This window comes from Pseudomonas sp. GM49, from assembly GCF_000282355.1.
Classification (GTDB): Bacteria; Pseudomonadota; Gammaproteobacteria; order Pseudomonadales; family Pseudomonadaceae; genus Aquipseudomonas.
This window is the reverse complement of the sequence record NZ_AKJL01000202.1, coordinates 18,191-35,149: the sequence shown is the minus strand read 5'-3', so window position 1 is coordinate 35,149 and position 16,959 is coordinate 18,191. Positions and strand designations below refer to the sequence as shown.

The window sequence follows — 16,959 nt, the reverse complement described above, 5'->3', positions numbered from 1 at the left end:
TGTAGGAGCGAGCTTGCTCGCGATGGACTGGAGAGCGCCGGGTTTAACCAGAAAACCCGCGTTATCGTTAACCTCCATCGCGAGCAAGCTCGCTCCTACAGGGGGGGCGTTTTTTTTATGCGAAGGACTTCAGCGTGCCGGCTTCTTGTTGTAGGTCGCGGCATGCAACCGCTCACTGATTTCGGCGGCAGCCGCTTGCAGTTCCTTCAGCATGTTGGCCGGCGGTGGCACTGGAATGGCCGAGCTGGGACCGACAATGCCGATGGTGCCGACAATCACGTCGTTTTCCCGAAAGAGGGGGCAGCACAGCGCATTGATACCCATCGTGATTTCGCCATCGGCGTCGTCATAAAGACGCTCGCGAATCAGCGCCAGACGCTGCGCCAGCGCTTCGGGGTCGCACAGGGTCTTGTCAGTCAGGCGTGGCATCTTGCGTCGCATCACCCGTTGCTGGGTCGCGGCATCGGCGAACGCCAATACCGTGCGGCCTTGCGCCGAGCAGTAAGGCAACACCCGATTTCCCGGCTTGACAGAAATACAGACATTGGCCTTGGATTCGACGCAGGAAACCACCAGTGCCGATTCATGCTGAGCCACCGCGAGCAGCGCACTTTGGCCAGTGTTGTCACGAATCCGCGTCAGGTAAGGATCGGCCAGTGCGCGCAGGTCAAATTGCTCGCTGGCCGCTTCGCCATAGGCGACCAGGCGTGAACCCAACAGATATTTTTCAGTGCTGGGGTCCTGTTCGAGAATGCCCAACTGTCGCATCGAGGCCAGATGACGATAAGTGCGCGGCTTGGCGGTTTGCATCAACTGCGCCAGCTCCGTAACCCCTAGCGGACGCCGGGCAGCGGTCAGCTCATCGAGCAGCCGGAAAACCATTTCGACCGACTCCAGTAGAACCGGTCCGGTGGCAGTCACCTCTTTGGGGTCTTTGTCTTCTGCTTTCACTGCTCACCTCTTTTTTCTGAACCTTGATAGCGACTTGCTGTGTTTCGCTATTCTTACCCATCGTATCGCTTAAAGAAACACCAAAAAAACCGGACGCCTTCACCCGGGCGACCTTTCTTTCCTCGGAAAGCGGTGGCCCGGGTGCAGGCGTCAAGCGTTAGTAGTGGATCAGCCGACCTGGCTGACGAACTTGGTGGTCAGGTAAGCCTCCAACCCCTCACTGCCTCCCTCGCTGCCGTAACCGCTGTCCTTGATCCCGCCGAACGGGGTTTCGGGCGCAGCGATGCCGAAGTGATTGATCGACACCATGCCGCTTTGCAGCTCATCGGCCAGCAACGTAGCGCGTGAAATCGAGCGCGTGAAAGCAAACGCCGCCAGACCGAACGGCAAGGCATTGGCTTTGGCAATCACTTCCTCCAGGTCATCGAAGGCGATGATCGACGCGATCGGACCAAAGGGTTCTTCGTGCATCACGCGAGCGTTGTCGGGTACGTCTGCCAGTACGGTGGGAGGAAAAAAGAAGCCCGGTTGCGCGGCGCTCTGCCCTCCGACCGCCAGGGTTGCCCCCACAGCCAATGCGTCATCGACATAGGCCTGCATCGCCGCCACCCGCCGCGGATTGGCCAGTGGACCCATCTGGGTATCGGTTACGTCGCCGGCTCCGACTTTCAACGCGGCACTGGCCTTGCTGAACGCGTCGACGAACCGCTGGTAGATCCCGCGCTGGACAAAAAAACGCGTAGGCGATGCGCAAATCTGCCCGGCATTGCGGAATTTCAACCCCGCACCCAGTGCTGCCACTGACTCGACATCAACGTCGTCGCAGACAATGAATGGCGCATGACCGCCCAGCTCCAGCGTGCAGCGCTTGAGGTGTTGCCCTGCCAATGCACCCAGTGCCCTGCCGACCGGTACCGAACCGGTGAAGGAAATCTTGCGGATGACCTCCGAGCGGATCAGGTAATCGGAGATCTCCGCCGGCACACCAAATACCAGATTGAGAACGCCGGGCGGCACACCTGCATCCTGGAAGGCGCGGCACAACTCGATGCACGAAGACGGTGTTTCTTCCGGCCCTTTGGCGATGATCGAGCATCCGGCAGCCAAGGCCCCGGCAATCTTGCGAACCAGTTGGCTGACCGGGAAGTTCCATGGGCTGAATGCCGCCACCGGGCCGACAGGCTCGCGCAACACTATCTGTCGCGCCCCACGCATGCGAGGCGGAATCACTCGACCATAAGCCCGTCGGCCTTCTTCGGCATACCAATCGATATGGTCACCGGAGCCAAAGGCCTCCATGCGTGCTTCGGCCAGTGGCTTGCCTTGCTCCAGGGTGATCAGTTCGGCAATCGCGTCGGAGCGCTCACGCACCAGATCAGCCGCGCGACGAAGAATTTTCGAACGGTCGTAGGCCGAGGTCTTGCGCCAGACCTCGAATCCCTTGGCGGCGGCAACCAAGGCCAGATCAAGGTCAGCGCGACTGGCAAAGCCCAGGTCGGCGATGTGTTCGCCATTGGCGGGATTGAATACGGCGCCCCGTTGCTCATGACTGCCTCGGGACCAGTGACCGTCAATCAAGATGGATTCGATAACACGCATTGTGGATCCTCGCGGTGTTGGAGATGCATCAATTTTGTTCTTCTGTACGAAACAATATTTTTCTGCCAGACACAATGCTATGACCGGTTTTTCACCTCTGTCAAGTCATTCCCTGCTTGAAAAAGTTATGTCCACAGGTGTTGACGATTCCAGGTCAGCGGGAGTAGCTTTTATCTACAGGAGAAACATTATTCTCTTCAACGAAACCAAAAATACAATCAAGACAGACCTTTCCTGGTCTCGCAACCGAGGATTCTCACGATGAACCTGGCCCAGGCGCTGCTGCACAACTGGAATGACCTGCCTCGCGAAACCGTCCGCAAGGGCGTCGAGCGCGTCGGCTTCCGGGGTGACGACACGATCTGCGTGATGAACTGGCTGACCCCGGGGATGGACGTTTTTCCCCACAGCCATACCTTTGAACAACTGGTGATCATTGTGCAGGGGCGCGTGCGCTTTCATTTGGGCGATGAGGTGGTGGAAGGTGGTCCGGGAAGCATGTTGCGCATCCCGCCGCATGTGGTGCATTACGCCGAACCTCTGGGGGATGAAGTGGTGATGAACCTGGATGTGTTCTCACCGTTGCGCGGCGACTACCAGCATCTGGTGGAGTATCAGGCCAACGAGTTCGGCACTATTAACACCGCGAAGAACGGGTCATGAGCAGTCCAACCCTGCGGCAACGGCTGTTGGCGGGCGAACGCTTGCTGAGCACTTTCATCAAGACGCCAGCCCACGCCTCGATTGAAATCGCTGGAATTGCCGGGCTCGATGCCGTGGTACTGGATGCCGAGCATGCCGGCTTCTCCAGCACCAGCCTGGACATCGGCCTGTTGGCCTGTCAGGCCGCTAATATTTGCGGGCTGGTCCGTGTGCCGGACAACCGCCCGGCTACTTTGCTTCAGGCGCTGGACCTCGGTGCAGGCGGACTGGTATTGCCCCACGTGACCAGCGCGGCGCAAGCCCATGAAATCGTTGCCGCAACCCGCTACCGGGAGGGTCATCGCGGTTTCTCCAACTCACCGCGTGCCGGCGGTTATGGCCTCATGCCGCTGGCCCGGCACATTGACTTCCACGATGGCCGTGCGGCGGTGATTTGCCAGATCGAAGATGCTACCGCCCTCTCGCAGCTGGATGACATCGCCAACATTGACGGTGTTGATTGCCTGTTCGTCGGCCGCGCCGACCTGGCGGTCTCGCTGCGCCACTTCGACCTCAATCACGAGGCGGTAGAACACGCCGTGATCCAGACCCTGCAGGCCGCTCGCCGAGCCGGCAAGGCCGCCGGTCTTTTCGTCGCGGACATCGGCGATGTCGAACATTACGCAGGCCACGGCGCGACCTTTTTTATCGTCGGTTCCGATCAAGCCGTCCTGCGCAAGGGCTGGACCGAGCAAGTGCAGCATTTTCGCAGCGCCTCATCGCGCTGACGCAAACACACTCAACAAGAACAACCACCCAAACAAGGTGCCCCTGATGAACGCCACAGCCCAAACCATTTCGCCAACGGATCGTGAAGCCCAAATTGACAGCCTGGTGCGCGGTGCGATCGACCTGCACTGCCACAGTGGCCCTTCGGTCATGCCACGCTACTGCGACCATGTTGAAGCCATGCAGGAAGCGTCCGCAGCCGGCCTGAAGGCCGTCCTGCTCAAGGATCACTACTATTCCTGCACGCCGGTCACGACACTGTTGAACAAGCACTTTTCCGAACTCAACGTGCAGATGCTTTCGGGTGTGCCGCTCAACAACTCCGTGGGAGGACTGAACATCCACGCGGTCGAGCACGGCCTGAAATTGGGCGCGAAGCTGGTATGGATGCCGACCTTCTCTTCGGCCAACCACATTGCCCACCATCATCAGGATGTGGCGTTCGTCGACAAGTTCCCGCAGACCACCCAGCGCATGCTGCAACCGATTCCGCTCACAGTGCTGGACGACGATGGAAAGCTGCGTGAAGAAGTCAAAGGCATCCTGGACCTGATCGCTGCCGAAGATGTCGTGCTTTCAGCCGGACATTTGAACATCAAGGAAATCTGGCCGCTGTTTGAAGAAGCGCGCAAGCGCGGGGTCAAGCGCCTGCTGGTCAATCATCCGACTTATGTGGTCGATGCCACCCTCGATGACATGCGCCAGCTCGCCCGTGAAGGCGTGTACATGGAACATTCGATGTGCATGTGGGTGCCAGGTTCGAAGTTCAAATTCTACGACGGTGAATTCCTCGCGCAGGTCATCGAGGCAGGCACCGTGGACCTGACCATTCTCGGTTCGGACCTGGGCCAACAGGGTAACCCGACCATTGTCGACGGCTTCCGCAACGTGATCGGCACCGTACTCGACCTGGGTTACAGCGAAGACGATGTGCGCAAGATGACCTCACTCAACGCCGCGCGCCTGATGAACATCTGATCCGCTCAATAATCGAGGCAATTGCATGAGCCGTCTGACGACACCTATCGGGTCATTGACCCTGAAGAATCCGGTTATATGCGGAGCCGGCGAACAAACCATGACCAGCGCTGCCATCAAAAAGGCCCTTGATACCGGCGCTGGTGCGGTGGTTGCCAAATCCACCAACGAATCGCTGGCCGCCAAGCAGCAATTGGACAAAACCGACTATGCCCTGCTCGATGCCCAGTGGAACCGATTGCCATGGGACTTCAATCCCCCGGCCGAAGCCAGTCTGTTCGGTCGTTCCGGGTTGGTACAACGTGACTTCGAGGGCTGGATCGATGAGCTGGCGGTCCTGGATCGCCAGGCCAAAAGCCAGGATGCCTTTGTCATTCCAAGCCTGATCCTCAGCGACCTCGAACAGTGCGCTCGCTTCGCGCAACAAATTGAGCAAGCAGGGTTGCGCGTGCTGGAACTCAACATCGGTGCCCCCCACGGTGAAGAGGCCGCCAAGGGTGCCATTGTTTTGGAGCGCGGAACCGACCGGATCGAGCAGATTGTTCGGCGGATTCGCCAGGCAACGAATCTGCCGCTATGGATCAAGCTGACCGGACAAAGTGAAAACGTTGTCGGCCTGGCCGAAGCCGCTCGGCGAGGCGGTGCCGACAGCGTGGTAATGATGGGCCGCTTCATGGGTTTTCTACCCGATCTGGAAACAGAGCGGCCATTGCTCGGCACGTCGGCGGCCATTGGAGGCAGTTGGGCCCTGCCACTGACCGCCCGCTGGTTGATGCTCACCCGCAAGAAACTCGGCCCGGACTTTCCCCTGATCGCCACCAACGGTGCACGCAACGGGCTGGATGTTGCACGCTTCCTGTTGGCTGGCGCCTGTGCAACAGAAATGACCTCGTCCGTCTTCACGGGTGGCTACCCAGTGCTTGGGCGAGCCATCGACGAACTCGACCACTACCTGGCCAAACGCGGTCGTACCGCCAGTGAATTACTGGGACTGGCGGCAGATCACGTACAGACCTATCAGGAACAACCAAGCCGTCAGGACTACTGGCAGGACTTTGCGCCTGATACCCACTGATCTGTAAACCGAAACGAGGACCGACAGCATGGGCAACATTGACGCTTGCACGCATCGCTGGCGCTGGATCGAACCAGAGGCTGCCCGGCGGCTATCGGGCACAGTGACCACCGATCGAATCTGTCGGCGTGTTGCCCCCAAGGGGAGCCTGTCCAGGCTGCGCCGTATCGGCCGCGAAATCGTCGAATCGTGGCAACTGATGCTGGTCTGAAAAACGCTCTACTGCACTCATCGACCGGCGTTGTCGTTTTGGCAGTAACGCTACCAGTCGGCTGTACAAGGTTGCGAGCGACACCATCCCGGCCTATGGTCCAAGCGATGCATTGCCCGCGACCGGCGCGAAGACCCGGCGCGGATTGCTGTCCATCCAGTGCGGATTCACGCAAGGAGTGATGACATGCCCGACAATTCCCGTCCTGCCGTACTCGAACTGATTGGCAATACCCCGCTGGTGCGCGTCAGCCGGTTCGATACCGGTCCGTGCACGCTGTTTCTCAAACTCGAATCCCAGAACCCCGGCGGTTCGATCAAGGACCGCATCGGTCTGGCGATGATCGACACCGCCGAACGCGACGGTCGCCTCAGGCCCGGCGGCACCATCGTCGAAGCCACTGCCGGCAATACCGGCCTCGGCCTGGCCCTGGTCGGCCGCGCCAAGGGTTACCGGGTGGTGCTGGTGGTGCCGGACAAGATGTCCACCGAGAAGGTCCTGCACCTCAAGGCCATGGGCGCCGAGGTACACATCACCCGCTCCGATGTCGGCAAGGGCCATCCCGAGTACTACCAGGATGTCGCCGCGCGGCTGGCGGCGGAAATTCCCGATGCGTTCTTCGCCGACCAGTTCAACAACCCCGCCAACCCGCTGGCCCACGAATGCAGCACCGCGCCGGAGATCTGGGCGCAGACCCAGCATGATGTGGACGCCATCGTCGTCGGGGTCGGTTCGGCCGGTACGCTGACCGGCCTGACCCGTTTCTTCAAACGCGTGCAGCCGGACCTGGAAATGGTCCTGGCCGACCCGGTCGGTTCGGTGATGGCCGAATACAGCCGCGGTGGCACCCTCCCCACCCCCGGTTCCTGGGCGGTGGAAGGCATCGGCGAGGACTTCATTCCGTCGATCGCCGACCTGTCCAGCGTGCGCCACGCCTATTCGATCAGCGACGAAGAAAGCTTCGACCACGCCCGCCAGTTGCTGCGCGCCGAAGGCATTCTCGGCGGTTCCTCGACCGGCACGTTGCTGGCGGCGGCCCTGCGTTACTGCCGCGAACAGACCGAGCCGAAGCGGGTGGTGAGCTTCGTCTGCGACACCGGTACGCGTTACCTGTCGAAGGTCTACAACGACCAGTGGATGAACGATCAGGGCTTGCTGCAACGCAAGCAGTACGGCGACCTGCGCGACCTGATCGCGCGGCGCTTCGAGGACGGCCGGGTGATCAGCGTCGGCCCCGATGACACCCTGCTCACCGCATTCCAGCGCATGCGCCTGGCGGACGTGTCGCAACTGCCGGTGCTGGTGAACGGCAAACAACTGGTCGGCGTGATCGACGAGTCCGACATCCTGCTGGGGGTGCATGAAGACGCTGCACACTTCCGTAAAACCGTGGCCAGCGCCATGACCGACAAACTGCAAACCCTGCCACCCGCGGCCACACTGGCGGAACTGGAAGCAGAGCTGGCCCGTGGACTGGTGGCAATCATTCAGGATGCCTCGGGCTTCCACGGCCTGATTACCCGAACCGACATGCTCAATCACCTGCGGAGATCCCTGCCATGAGTCAGCACGATGAAAATGCCCCGCCACGGGGCTTCGCCACCCGCGTGATCCATGCCGGGCAAACGCCGGACCCTTCGACCGGGGCGTTGATGCCGCCGATCTACGCCAACTCCACCTACCTGCAACAGAGCCCCGGTGTGCACAAAGGCCTGGATTACGGGCGATCGCACAACCCGACGCGCTGGGCCCTGGAGCGCTGCGTGGCAGACCTCGAAGGCGGTACCCGGGCGTTCGCCTTCGCCTCGGGTCTGGCGACCATTTCCACGGTGCTCGAACTGCTCGACGCCGGCTCGCACATCGTCTCGGGCAATGACTTGTACGGCGGCACCTTCCGCCTGTTCGACAAGGTGCGCCAGCGCAGCGCCGGGCACCGTTTCAGCTACGTCGACCTGACGGACCTGGCGGCGTTCGAGGCGTCCCTGCAAGACAACACTCGGATGGTCATGGTCGAGACACCGAGCAATCCCCTGCTGAACCTCGCTGACCTCGCCGCCATCGCCCGCACCTGCCGCGCACGCGGCATCATCTGCGTGGCCGACAACACCTTCGCCAGCCCGTGGATCCAGCGCCCGCTGGAACTGGGTTTCGACATCGTGCTGCACTCGACCACCAAATACCTCAACGGCCATTCCGACGTGATCGGCGGCATCGCCGTGGTCGGGCAGAATGCCGAACTGGCCGAGCGCCTGGGTTTCCTGCAAAACGCGGTCGGCGCCATCGCCGGCCCGTTCGACGCCTTCCTCACCCTGCGCGGGGTGAAGACCCTGGCGCTGCGCATGGAGCGGCATTGCAGCAACGCGCTGGAGCTGGCGCAATGGCTGGAGCGTCAGCCACAAGTCTCAAGGGTCTACTACCCCGGCCTGCCATCGCACCCGCAACACGAACTGGCCCAACGGCAAATGCGCGGTTTCGGCGGGATGATTTCCCTCGACCTCAACAGCGACCTGGCTGGCACCAAACGCTTCCTGGAGAGCGTGCAGATCTTCGCCCTGGCCGAAAGCCTGGGCGGCGTGGAAAGCCTGATCGAACACCCGGCGATCATGACCCACGCCACCATTCCAGCCGATACCCGCGCACAATTGGGCATCGGTGACGGGTTGGTGCGGTTGTCGGTTGGCGTCGAGGACGTGGAAGACTTGCGTGCTGATCTGGCGCAGGCGTTGGCAAGGATGTAAGCAACCTGAATTGTGGGACACCACAATACCTGTAGGAGCGAGCTCGCTCGCGATGGTCGTTAACGATGCCGCGTGTTTACTGACTAAACGCAGCGCTCTTGGGTCCATCGCGAGCAAGCTCGCTCCTACACAAGGCTGGTCAAGCACGCAAGACCCCCTATAATCGCGGCGTTTTCGTCTACCCTCACGAAGCGTCGTGCAGCAATCAGCTTGTGCGGGGCGCATCGACATTTTTCCGCTATTGAACCGGAGAACTTCCATGCTCAAACGTACCCTGGCCTTGGCCGTTGGCCTGACCCTGTCCTTTTCCACCCTGCTGGCACAGGCTGCCGAGACCCTCAAGGTCAGCGCCATTCCTGATGAAGCCCCCACCGAACTGCTGCGCAAGTTCAAGCCACTGGGCGAATACCTGGAGAAGCAACTGGGCATGAAAGTCGAGTTCGTGCCGGTGTCCGACTACCCGGCGGTGGTCGAGGCGCTGGCCACCGACCGTATCGACATGGCCTGGCTGGGCGGTTTCACCTTCGTGCAGGCGCGCCTGAAAACCGGCAATGCCATTCCATTGGTACAGCGTGAGCAGGACGCCCAGTTCACCAGCAAATTCATCACCGCCGACCCGGCCGTCAAGTCGCTGGCCGACCTCAAGGGCAAGTCCTTTGCTTTCGGTTCGGTGTCTTCCACTTCCGGCAGCTTGATGCCGCGTTATTTCATGCTCAAGGACGGCATCAAGCCGGAAAGCTATTTCAGCCGCGTCGGTTACTCCGGCGCACACGACGCCACGGTTGCCTGGGTTCAGGCAGGCAAAGTGGACGCCGGCGTACTCAATGCCAGCGTATGGGCAAAACTGGTCGCGGCCGGCAAGGTCGACACCGACAAGGTCAAGGTCTTCGCCACCACGCCGGCCTACTTCGACTACAACTGGACCGTGCGCGGCACCCTTGACCCGGCCCTTGCCGATAAAATCAAGGTAGCCTTCCTCGCGCTCGACCCGGCCAACCCGGAGCAAAAAGCGATTCTGGACCTGCAAGCCGCCAGCCGCTTCATCGAGACCAAGCCTGAGAACTACAAGGGCATCGAGGAAGCCGCGCGCGCTGCCGACCTGCTGAAATGACACTGCATCTGAACCGGGTCAGCCTCACGCACGGCAATGACGTGCGTGCGCTGCATGAGATCGACCTGCACATCGGCGCCGGTGAGCAGGTGGCGATCATCGGTCCGTCCGGCGCCGGCAAGTCGAGCTTGCTCAACGTGCTGGCGACCGCGCTGCGCCCAGACAACGGCGCGGTCGAGGTACTCGGCGAGCACGCCTGGCAGCTGGGTGCGCATCGGCGTCAGCAACTGCGGGCGCGCATCGGCCTGGTTCACCAGGCGCCACCACTGCCACCGCGGCAACGGGTGGTCACCGCGGTGCTGGCCGGAAAACTGGGCCAGTGGGGCTTTGCCAAAAGCCTGCTGAGCCTGCTGCATCCGGTGGACGTACCTGGCGCCCGCGCGGCCCTGCTTAAACTCGACCTGGGTGACAAGCTGTTCGCCCAGTGCCAGCAATTGTCCGGCGGCCAACTGCAGCGCGTGGGCATTGCCCGCGTGCTGTACCAGGCGCCCGAAGTGCTGCTGGCCGATGAGCCGGTGTCGGCGATGGACCCTGTACTGGCCGGCCACACCCTGTCAGTCCTCTGCCGCCACGCCCGGGAACACAACGTGACGCTGGTTGCCAGCCTGCATGCGGTGGAACTGGCCCTGGCGCACTTTTCACGCATCATCGGTTTACGTGACGGTCAGATCCTGTTCGATCTTCCCGCCAGCGACGTCGACCACGATTTGCTCGACAGGCTCTACGCCAACGAGCAACTGCAATCCCCGCCCGCTCCGGTGGCGCCCTTGAGCCTGCAGATTCCCCGATGCTAACGCGCGATACACGAGACCCGGCCACCCTGCCCCGCCTGCTGCTCAGTCTGTTGGCGCTTGCCCTGCTGTGGCCCGGCATCCATTTCAGCGAACTGGACCTGGGTGTCCTGCTCAAGGCAGACAGCCAGAGTGAGATGGGCCGGTTTGTCTCAGCCTTCTGGCCACCGGCCCATGGCGAAGAGTTCCTTCAGCTGCTGTGGCAAGCCACCTTGCAAACACTGGCCATCGCCACCGCCGGCATGGCCCTGGCCTTGCTGTTGGCCGTGCCCGCCAGCCTGCTGGCCAGCCGGGCGTTGTCGCTGTCGGCCGCTTCGCGCAGCGGTCGCCCGAGCGTCCCGGGCCGACTGTTGCGTTGGCCGGTGCGCGGGTTGCTGATCTTCCTGCGCAGCGTGCCGGAAATCGTCTGGGCCTTGCTGTTCGTGCGCGCCGTCGGCCTTGGCCCGACGGCCGGGGTGCTGGCCATTGCCATCACCTACAGCGGCATGCTGGGCAAGGTCTATGCGGAGATCTTCGAGTCGGTCGACCAGCGACCGGCCCATGCACTGCTACAGGCCGGCAGTGGTCGGTTGACGGCCTTCTGCTACGGCATCCTGCCCAATGTCGCGGCAGAATTGCTGTCGTACACCGTGTATCGCTGGGAATGCGCGATTCGCGCGTCCGTGGTGATGGGCTTCGTCGGCGCCGGCGGGCTGGGCCAACAGATCGACCTGTCGCTACGCATGTTCGCCGGCGGTGAAGTGGCGAGCATGTTGCTGACCTTTTTCGTCCTGGTGCTGTTCGCCGATCAGATCAGCCGCCTGCTGCGCTGGAGGTTCGCATGAATCGCCTGATCAACCTGCTGCTGATCCTTTGCATCGGTGTGGCGGTCGTCGCCTCGTTCAGCTACCTGGGCATTGACCTCGGTGAACTGGCTGGCAGCAGCAACCTGAAGCAGATGGGCGCCTACGTGCTGCGCTTTCTCAGCCCGGACCTGAGCGCCGGCCACCTGCAAGCCATCGGCCGTGGCGCCGTGGAAACCATGGCGATGTCGGCCCTCGGCACCCTGCTCGCGGCGGTGTTTGGCCTGCTGTTGGCGCTGCCGGCGGCCGGGCGCTTCGGTTGGCTGTTGCAGAGTGCGTCACGTCTTGTGCTCAATGGCCTGCGCGCCATTCCCGAACTGGTGTGGGCCGCGTTGATGGTGCTGGCCGCCGGACTCGGCCCCAACGCCGGTACCCTGGCTCTGGCCATGCACACCACCGGAGTACTCGGCCGTCTGTTCGCCGAAGCACTGGAAAACACCCCGCCGCAACCCGCCGAAGCCATCCGCTTGCAGGGCGGCAATGTCGTCTGGGCCTTCTGCTACGGCACCCTGCCCAACCTGTTTCCGCAGCTGTTGGCGTACATCCTGTACCGCTGGGAAAACAACATCCGCATGGCCAGCGTGCTGGGTTTCGTCGGTGCCGGCGGTTTGGGGCAGATGCTCTATGTCAGCCTCAGCCTGTTCCAGGAAGCCCAGGCCAGCACGGTGATTCTGGCCATGTTGCTGTTGGTGTTCGCCGTTGATGGATTGAGCAGCTGGAGTCGCCAGCGCTGGGTCAAGGCGTGATGGGGAATTGCATAGACTTGCTCACCTGATTGCATTCGAGCTGAGCAACCATTTGTAGCCGGTGGCGCAAGGCAATAAACGGCCAAAGGCAGTCCGTCGTGGTGCCTGAAAAGCTGGCGCGATTCAAGTTTCCTCAACCAGGGTATTCAACGTCTCGCCGTGCTCAAACCACCTGCTGCAGCAGTGGTCACTACGTGGCACAACCTCCGGGATGAAACTACGCTGACGAAACACTTATTTCGCTCCTAAGGAGCAGGAAAATGAACAGGATTTCTTCTGCCACTCTCCTGCTCACAATGCTCGTCGCGCGTTCAAATACAGTGTCTGCTGAAACACCCTCCCATAAGGATGCTCGCACAGGTGAACAGGGGTCCACCGAGGCAGGACAAATCCGTTAGAAAAGCTCTTGGCGAAGGTATGAGAGAGCGACGATCAGACGGTGTTAAGGAGAGCGTATGCGTAATCCATCAACTTCAGATCTTGTGCAGGTAATTGCTCGTGATGCTTTTTTTCGAAGGTGGATAGTGTGGCTTCCATTATTTTTTACGTCTGTAATTATTTTTGGTGGGTCTAGTAAAGACGTTATGGGGATTCAATGGGTAGCGGAGCTTGCCGGGATCGCCGAAGCCAATATTCCATCGATAAACGTCTGGGCCGGAAAGTCGTCATTTCCTGAGGTTACACAGTTAATATTTTTACTGGCTTGGTTGTTCAGTTTTTATTACGCTTTTCTCGTCGCACGATGGAAGCCCTATCGGGAAATGTATGTTCGTTCGCTTACCGGGTGGAGGCGTCATCTGAAAGCATTACCGGGGTTAGCGATGATTTGCATTGGACTATTTTTCTTGAATGTTACGCTTCCGGCAGAGCCGAATTGTACGAGGAAGTGTTTCTATGAGTCAGAATTTATTCAAGTGTTCTATTCCACTGCAGGCTCTATGTTATTGGAGTATGGGTTTGCGCTGATTTATTGGTGTTTGGCTAACTTCGCAAGATTTTTTTCTGTGGGGGAGAAAAAATGAGTAGCCAGGAAGTTTGTTATTCTGATTTTGAGACTCATGGACCTGTTACAGTCGATGGCTTCAAGGCCGTCTCCTTCTGACCGTTATTTGCCTGTTACAACCGCAGCCGACTGCTGCTGGATGCGAAGAGCCGCCCGAGCTTGTATCAATCCGAGATTGTTCATCAGCGATGTGCCCGCGAGAGGTCGACAGGCTCACCGGCATTGCCCCACAAGCACTCAAACCTGAAATGGCTTTTAGATTTCTGTGCCTACCTCTCATCTCAAACATCATCGATTTTTTGAAATCACACTACCCATGTATTGATTTAAATCGCGCAGATCCTTAATCCTCCATGAGTACGGCGCCAGCTTTACACCGTTCTCTCGCAAAGTTTTTGGAATCAAGTCTCCATTTGGGCGAAGTATTATCGATGATACAATTACGCCCGGATAATCATTTAATCGTTTCTTGAAAGCGGATGTTGTCAGATCAGGTGCAGGAGGATTGCTTTTATTAGCCAATGGTCCTGTTGCCTTGAGATCTATTCCGTGGCACATGGCGCATCGCTGTAAATAGAGGCTTTTTCCATTAACATTATCCGCGTAGGATAGTGATGTTTGAATTAGCGATAAAACGCCTAGCGAAGCAATGAATAATATTTTCATTGTTTTTATCATCCTTGATCGGATCAGCGTCGATTGGACGCGATTTGGTGCGCGGGAAAGATATCAGCCATCGTGTCGGCACACACGGTCATTTCTGATGCCCATTGAATCCACAACCATGAGCGGCCACTCGAACACTCACCTGATCGGCTGTTTTGCAGGACGAAGCGGTCACCCATGTTCCGCTGCCAACATTGACCTGAACTGAGAAATGATCTCTGAAGATAGCCCGGCACCTTCGAATACTGCGCAGGTGAAGCTAACGGGCGCAGGGCCTGGAGCAGTTATAATGCGGTCCGCAACCACCGCTACTGGACTGCTTCGATAAAACGTGCGCCCCTCATAACCTACGGCATTCTGTTGCAAGAAGTCAGCGCTGTTCGAAGTATGAGGAACCGAGTCGAGAAGCCCGGCCCTCGCAAGTGCCAGCGTTCCCCCACAGATACCGGCAATAGTCGCCCCACTTGAGCGACAGGCATGCAGAAAATCTCGAATATCCGGTGCTTCTGCACGTTCCCAGACCATTCCTCCAATGACGACAACAACGTCCGGTTTCCAGTCCAGGCATTGCTGCAAACTGCTATCGACAGTTACAGCCAATCCGCCCTGCGAGCGGAACTGCCCCGTAGCAGAAGCGAAAAATCTGACATCGATCCCGTAAAACGGGGACGCAGTTCCAGCAATGAAAGCATATTCCCAGTCCGCAAAACCGGGTGTCAGTATCAAACCCACACGTGCCATCAGTCAGAATCCTCCTTGAATACCAATAACATATGGTGACAACAAACAGACATCAAGGGCTGCTTCGGGTTGATCGCAATAAGGACTGTCTGGAGTGCTCTGCAGGTGTTGCGCCTGGCACAGAACGACCAGGGCGGACGTTCACGGGGACAGCGCTCTGACCGCAGGCAACGGCCGTACTATAATTAATTTCTGCCAATGTTTGCGTGGCGAGCGCTCCAAAACGAATCAGGTATCCATAGCGTTCACCTGCCAGGCAGAGGGCAGCACAGCAAATGGGATGGACAGTACGTCTGATTACGCGAGAGAGGGTTCAGCCATGAAAATTCACTCCTTCCAGCATTACTCTCATGGTCTGGAAATGGCCGTTCACGATGCATGGATTACCGCCAAGGTGAAGTCGACCCTGGCATTTTCCGATCCGACCCTTAGCCTGCATATCAATGTCAAAACCCATGCGGGCACAGTGGGGTTAAGCGGCCGCGTCAACACTCATAGACAGTGTGAACAGGCCATTGGTCTGGCCCGTTCGGTTCATGGTGTCACCGAAGTCGATGCCAGCGACTTGCAGACCCATGTGTTCACGCCAGGGAGTTTTCCAGAAGCACCCAACGCCGAAGAGAGCACTGAGCGCCGGCCACAATCGTCAACAAAGATGGACGACAAATGATAATGGCAACTTTGTAGGCACCGCGCTCCCAGTCGGGAATCGAGGGCGGATGGAAGCTGAATGCCTGTGAGCCCCAGAGTGAATCGTCCATGGTTTCGTGGACATTTCCGACTGGCTGCTTCTTATGGCTGCAGTCGACCCTGATCGACGAGAACGAGTTGGAGATCGGGATTCTGACCAACCGCCGAAAGGGTTGTCGGGACAACATTGTTCGCTGGACACCACGACTGCGCAAAGCTTGGGATAACGCAAAGGCGTATCGAGCCAAGGTGTGGACCAATCGCAAAACACCGGTTCCGATTGCGCCGTCACGTCGGAACATCATCGTGGCCAGCCATGGCGGCCCGCTTCGCAAGTCGAGTCTGGATACGGCCTGGCACGCTTCATTACTCTTGCTCCAGCCGATGAGATCATTACACCCGAGCAGCGGTTTGCCCTTCACGATCTGAAACGACGCGGCATGACCGACACGGTCGGCACTCGGGCGGATAAACAGGAGGCCAGTGGTCACCGTGACCCGAAGATGATGGACGTCTACGACCACGGTATTCCGGTAGTTTCTCCGTCTGCCGACTGAGATGCATAATTTCAGCGGCAGACGCAAACCAGGTTATTCTTTTAACGCCTGCCGCTTTCTTTTTATAAGATAAGCCACTAAAGATACAAAAAACAAAACAGCTACCGTGTAAACCATTTTTTTCAAAGCGGAAACACTGGCACGATATACCTTCATTTCGCACTCATATTTACCGACGCAGTTCGAGACACAGAACTCAACCCCATCAATCTTGCATGAAATAACTTGCCGATCATAGTGCTGCACAATAACTTCTTGCCCAATACTTGAAGAGAATCCACTTTTAACTTCTGTATAACCTGAAGTAATGTGAAATTTCTTCAAGCTTCCATCGCTACGTTCTTTTATAACAAATGATGTTCCTCTCTGGGTACTAGCTGCGATTGCAATAAATTTACCTTCCGTGGCTAACAACTCCCCCTCAGTATAAATAGGCCTATCGATAACAGCAAAAATATAGAACCCAAAATAAAACAAAAACACCAAGAACAAAAAAATAGTCAACCGCAACAATTTTTTTGGCTCAAACAAATTCTCCTTTAAGATACTCATATAAATACTCTATCCAGAGTTAAAATATTTTCATTTTATGAAAAGTAGTCGTAAATGATATATTTCTTATTCACGAAAAACCCTCTGCTTTCCCATAGCGTAGCCATTGTTATTGGCATATCAAATCGCCACTGCTTCGGTTGGGGTTAAGTTGACCGACGGTAAGAATCCGCTTTACGCACTGATTGCTATCAACGATCAGCCACGAGTCCTGATATACGTTCGTATGTCTGCTCTTGGCCGATTTCTGTCTGTCGTGGAAGGCAGAAAAGCGGCC

18 protein-coding genes and 1 pseudogene are annotated in these 16,959 nt (G+C 58.4%); 14 read left to right on the top strand and 5 right to left on the bottom strand.

Annotation, left to right across the window (positions count from 1 at the left end; all coding sequences use genetic code 11):
- Nucleotides 1-129 precede the first annotated feature (129 nt).
- Both PMI29_RS11080 and PMI29_RS11085 read right to left on the bottom strand, forming a co-directional pair.
- Nucleotides 130-951, bottom strand: coding sequence for an IclR family transcriptional regulator (locus PMI29_RS11080; protein ID WP_007999894.1), 822 nt, complete (start codon nucleotides 949-951; stop codon nucleotides 130-132).
- 168 nt (nucleotides 952-1,119) lie between these two features.
- Complete coding sequence (locus PMI29_RS11085; protein ID WP_007999893.1) at nucleotides 1,120-2,550, bottom strand: NAD-dependent succinate-semialdehyde dehydrogenase; 1,431 nt, start codon at nucleotides 2,548-2,550, stop codon at nucleotides 1,120-1,122.
- Nucleotides 2,551-2,811: 261 nt separating this feature from the next.
- On the opposite strand from PMI29_RS11085, the gene PMI29_RS11090 reads away from it, so the two are divergent.
- The 12 genes from PMI29_RS11090 to PMI29_RS11145 all read left to right on the top strand — a co-directional run bounded on the left by PMI29_RS11090 (nucleotide 2,812) and on the right by PMI29_RS11145 (nucleotide 13,495).
- Nucleotides 2,812-3,213 carry a cupin domain-containing protein gene (locus PMI29_RS11090; RefSeq protein WP_007999890.1) on the top strand — a complete coding sequence of 134 codons (402 nt, stop codon included), beginning with the start codon at nucleotides 2,812-2,814 and terminating at the stop codon, nucleotides 3,211-3,213.
- Complete coding sequence (locus PMI29_RS11095; RefSeq protein ID WP_007999888.1) at nucleotides 3,210-3,980, top strand: HpcH/HpaI aldolase family protein; 771 nt, start codon at nucleotides 3,210-3,212, stop codon at nucleotides 3,978-3,980. The genes PMI29_RS11090 and PMI29_RS11095 overlap by 4 nt, the downstream gene beginning before the upstream one ends.
- Nucleotides 3,981-4,026: 46 nt before the next feature.
- Nucleotides 4,027-4,959 (top strand): DUF6282 family protein, encoded by a 933-nt coding sequence (locus PMI29_RS11100; protein WP_007999887.1) that lies wholly within the window; start codon nucleotides 4,027-4,029, stop codon nucleotides 4,957-4,959.
- A 25-nt stretch (nucleotides 4,960-4,984) separates the two neighbouring features.
- Complete coding sequence (locus tag PMI29_RS11105) at nucleotides 4,985-6,034, top strand: tRNA-dihydrouridine synthase (RefSeq protein ID WP_007999884.1); 1,050 nt, start codon at nucleotides 4,985-4,987, stop codon at nucleotides 6,032-6,034.
- 28 nt (nucleotides 6,035-6,062) lie between these two features.
- Entirely contained in the window at nucleotides 6,063-6,245 is a 183-nt protein-coding gene (locus PMI29_RS11110) for a hypothetical protein (protein WP_007999883.1), read from the top strand.
- A gap of 186 nt (nucleotides 6,246-6,431) precedes the next feature.
- Nucleotides 6,432-7,808, top strand: coding sequence for a pyridoxal-phosphate dependent enzyme (locus PMI29_RS11115; protein WP_007999880.1), 1,377 nt, complete (start codon nucleotides 6,432-6,434; stop codon nucleotides 7,806-7,808).
- Nucleotides 7,805-8,983, top strand: coding sequence for a trans-sulfuration enzyme family protein (locus tag PMI29_RS11120; protein ID WP_007999877.1), 1,179 nt, complete (start codon nucleotides 7,805-7,807; stop codon nucleotides 8,981-8,983). The genes PMI29_RS11115 and PMI29_RS11120 overlap by 4 nt, the downstream gene beginning before the upstream one ends.
- Before the next feature lie 259 nt (nucleotides 8,984-9,242).
- The gene (locus PMI29_RS11125) at nucleotides 9,243-10,094 is read left to right on the top strand and encodes a putative selenate ABC transporter substrate-binding protein (RefSeq protein WP_007999875.1); all 852 of its coding nucleotides are present in this window, start codon (nucleotides 9,243-9,245) and stop codon (nucleotides 10,092-10,094) included.
- Nucleotides 10,091-10,888: a phosphonate ABC transporter ATP-binding protein gene (locus PMI29_RS11130; protein ID WP_007999871.1), complete on the top strand. Its 798-nt coding sequence runs from the start codon at nucleotides 10,091-10,093 to the stop codon at nucleotides 10,886-10,888. The genes PMI29_RS11125 and PMI29_RS11130 overlap by 4 nt, the downstream gene beginning before the upstream one ends.
- Entirely contained in the window at nucleotides 10,882-11,709 is an 828-nt protein-coding gene (locus PMI29_RS11135; protein WP_007999870.1) for a PhnE/PtxC family ABC transporter permease, read from the top strand. The genes PMI29_RS11130 and PMI29_RS11135 overlap by 7 nt, the downstream gene beginning before the upstream one ends.
- Nucleotides 11,706-12,473: a phosphonate ABC transporter, permease protein PhnE gene (gene phnE, locus PMI29_RS11140; protein ID WP_007999868.1), complete on the top strand. Its 768-nt coding sequence runs from the start codon at nucleotides 11,706-11,708 to the stop codon at nucleotides 12,471-12,473. The genes PMI29_RS11135 and phnE overlap by 4 nt, the downstream gene beginning before the upstream one ends.
- A gap of 455 nt (nucleotides 12,474-12,928) precedes the next feature.
- A complete protein-coding gene (locus PMI29_RS11145; RefSeq protein WP_007999865.1) occupies nucleotides 12,929-13,495 on the top strand; it encodes a hypothetical protein in 567 nt (188 codons plus the stop codon).
- A gap of 269 nt (nucleotides 13,496-13,764) precedes the next feature.
- On the opposite strand, the gene PMI29_RS31260 is transcribed toward PMI29_RS11145, so the two are convergent.
- Together PMI29_RS31260 and PMI29_RS11150 are read right to left on the bottom strand one after the other, a co-directional pair.
- Complete coding sequence (locus tag PMI29_RS31260) at nucleotides 13,765-14,142, bottom strand: c-type cytochrome (protein WP_081501680.1); 378 nt, start codon at nucleotides 14,140-14,142, stop codon at nucleotides 13,765-13,767.
- Between the two features lie 171 nt (nucleotides 14,143-14,313).
- Complete coding sequence (locus PMI29_RS11150) at nucleotides 14,314-14,883, bottom strand: DJ-1/PfpI family protein (protein WP_007999862.1); 570 nt, start codon at nucleotides 14,881-14,883, stop codon at nucleotides 14,314-14,316.
- A 319-nt stretch (nucleotides 14,884-15,202) separates the two neighbouring features.
- On the opposite strand from PMI29_RS11150, the gene PMI29_RS11155 reads away from it, so the two are divergent.
- Nucleotides 15,203-15,553: a BON domain-containing protein gene (locus PMI29_RS11155; RefSeq protein WP_007999860.1), complete on the top strand. Its 351-nt coding sequence runs from the start codon at nucleotides 15,203-15,205 to the stop codon at nucleotides 15,551-15,553.
- Nucleotides 15,554-15,690: 137 nt separating this feature from the next.
- Nucleotides 15,691-16,130: pseudogene (locus PMI29_RS32670) on the top strand (integrase); the annotation flags it as partial.
- A gap of 33 nt (nucleotides 16,131-16,163) precedes the next feature.
- Here PMI29_RS32670 and PMI29_RS11160 read toward each other — a convergent pair.
- A complete protein-coding gene (locus tag PMI29_RS11160) occupies nucleotides 16,164-16,682 on the bottom strand; it encodes a hypothetical protein (RefSeq protein ID WP_007999856.1) in 519 nt (172 codons plus the stop codon).
- Nucleotides 16,683-16,959: the final 277 nt, after the last annotated feature.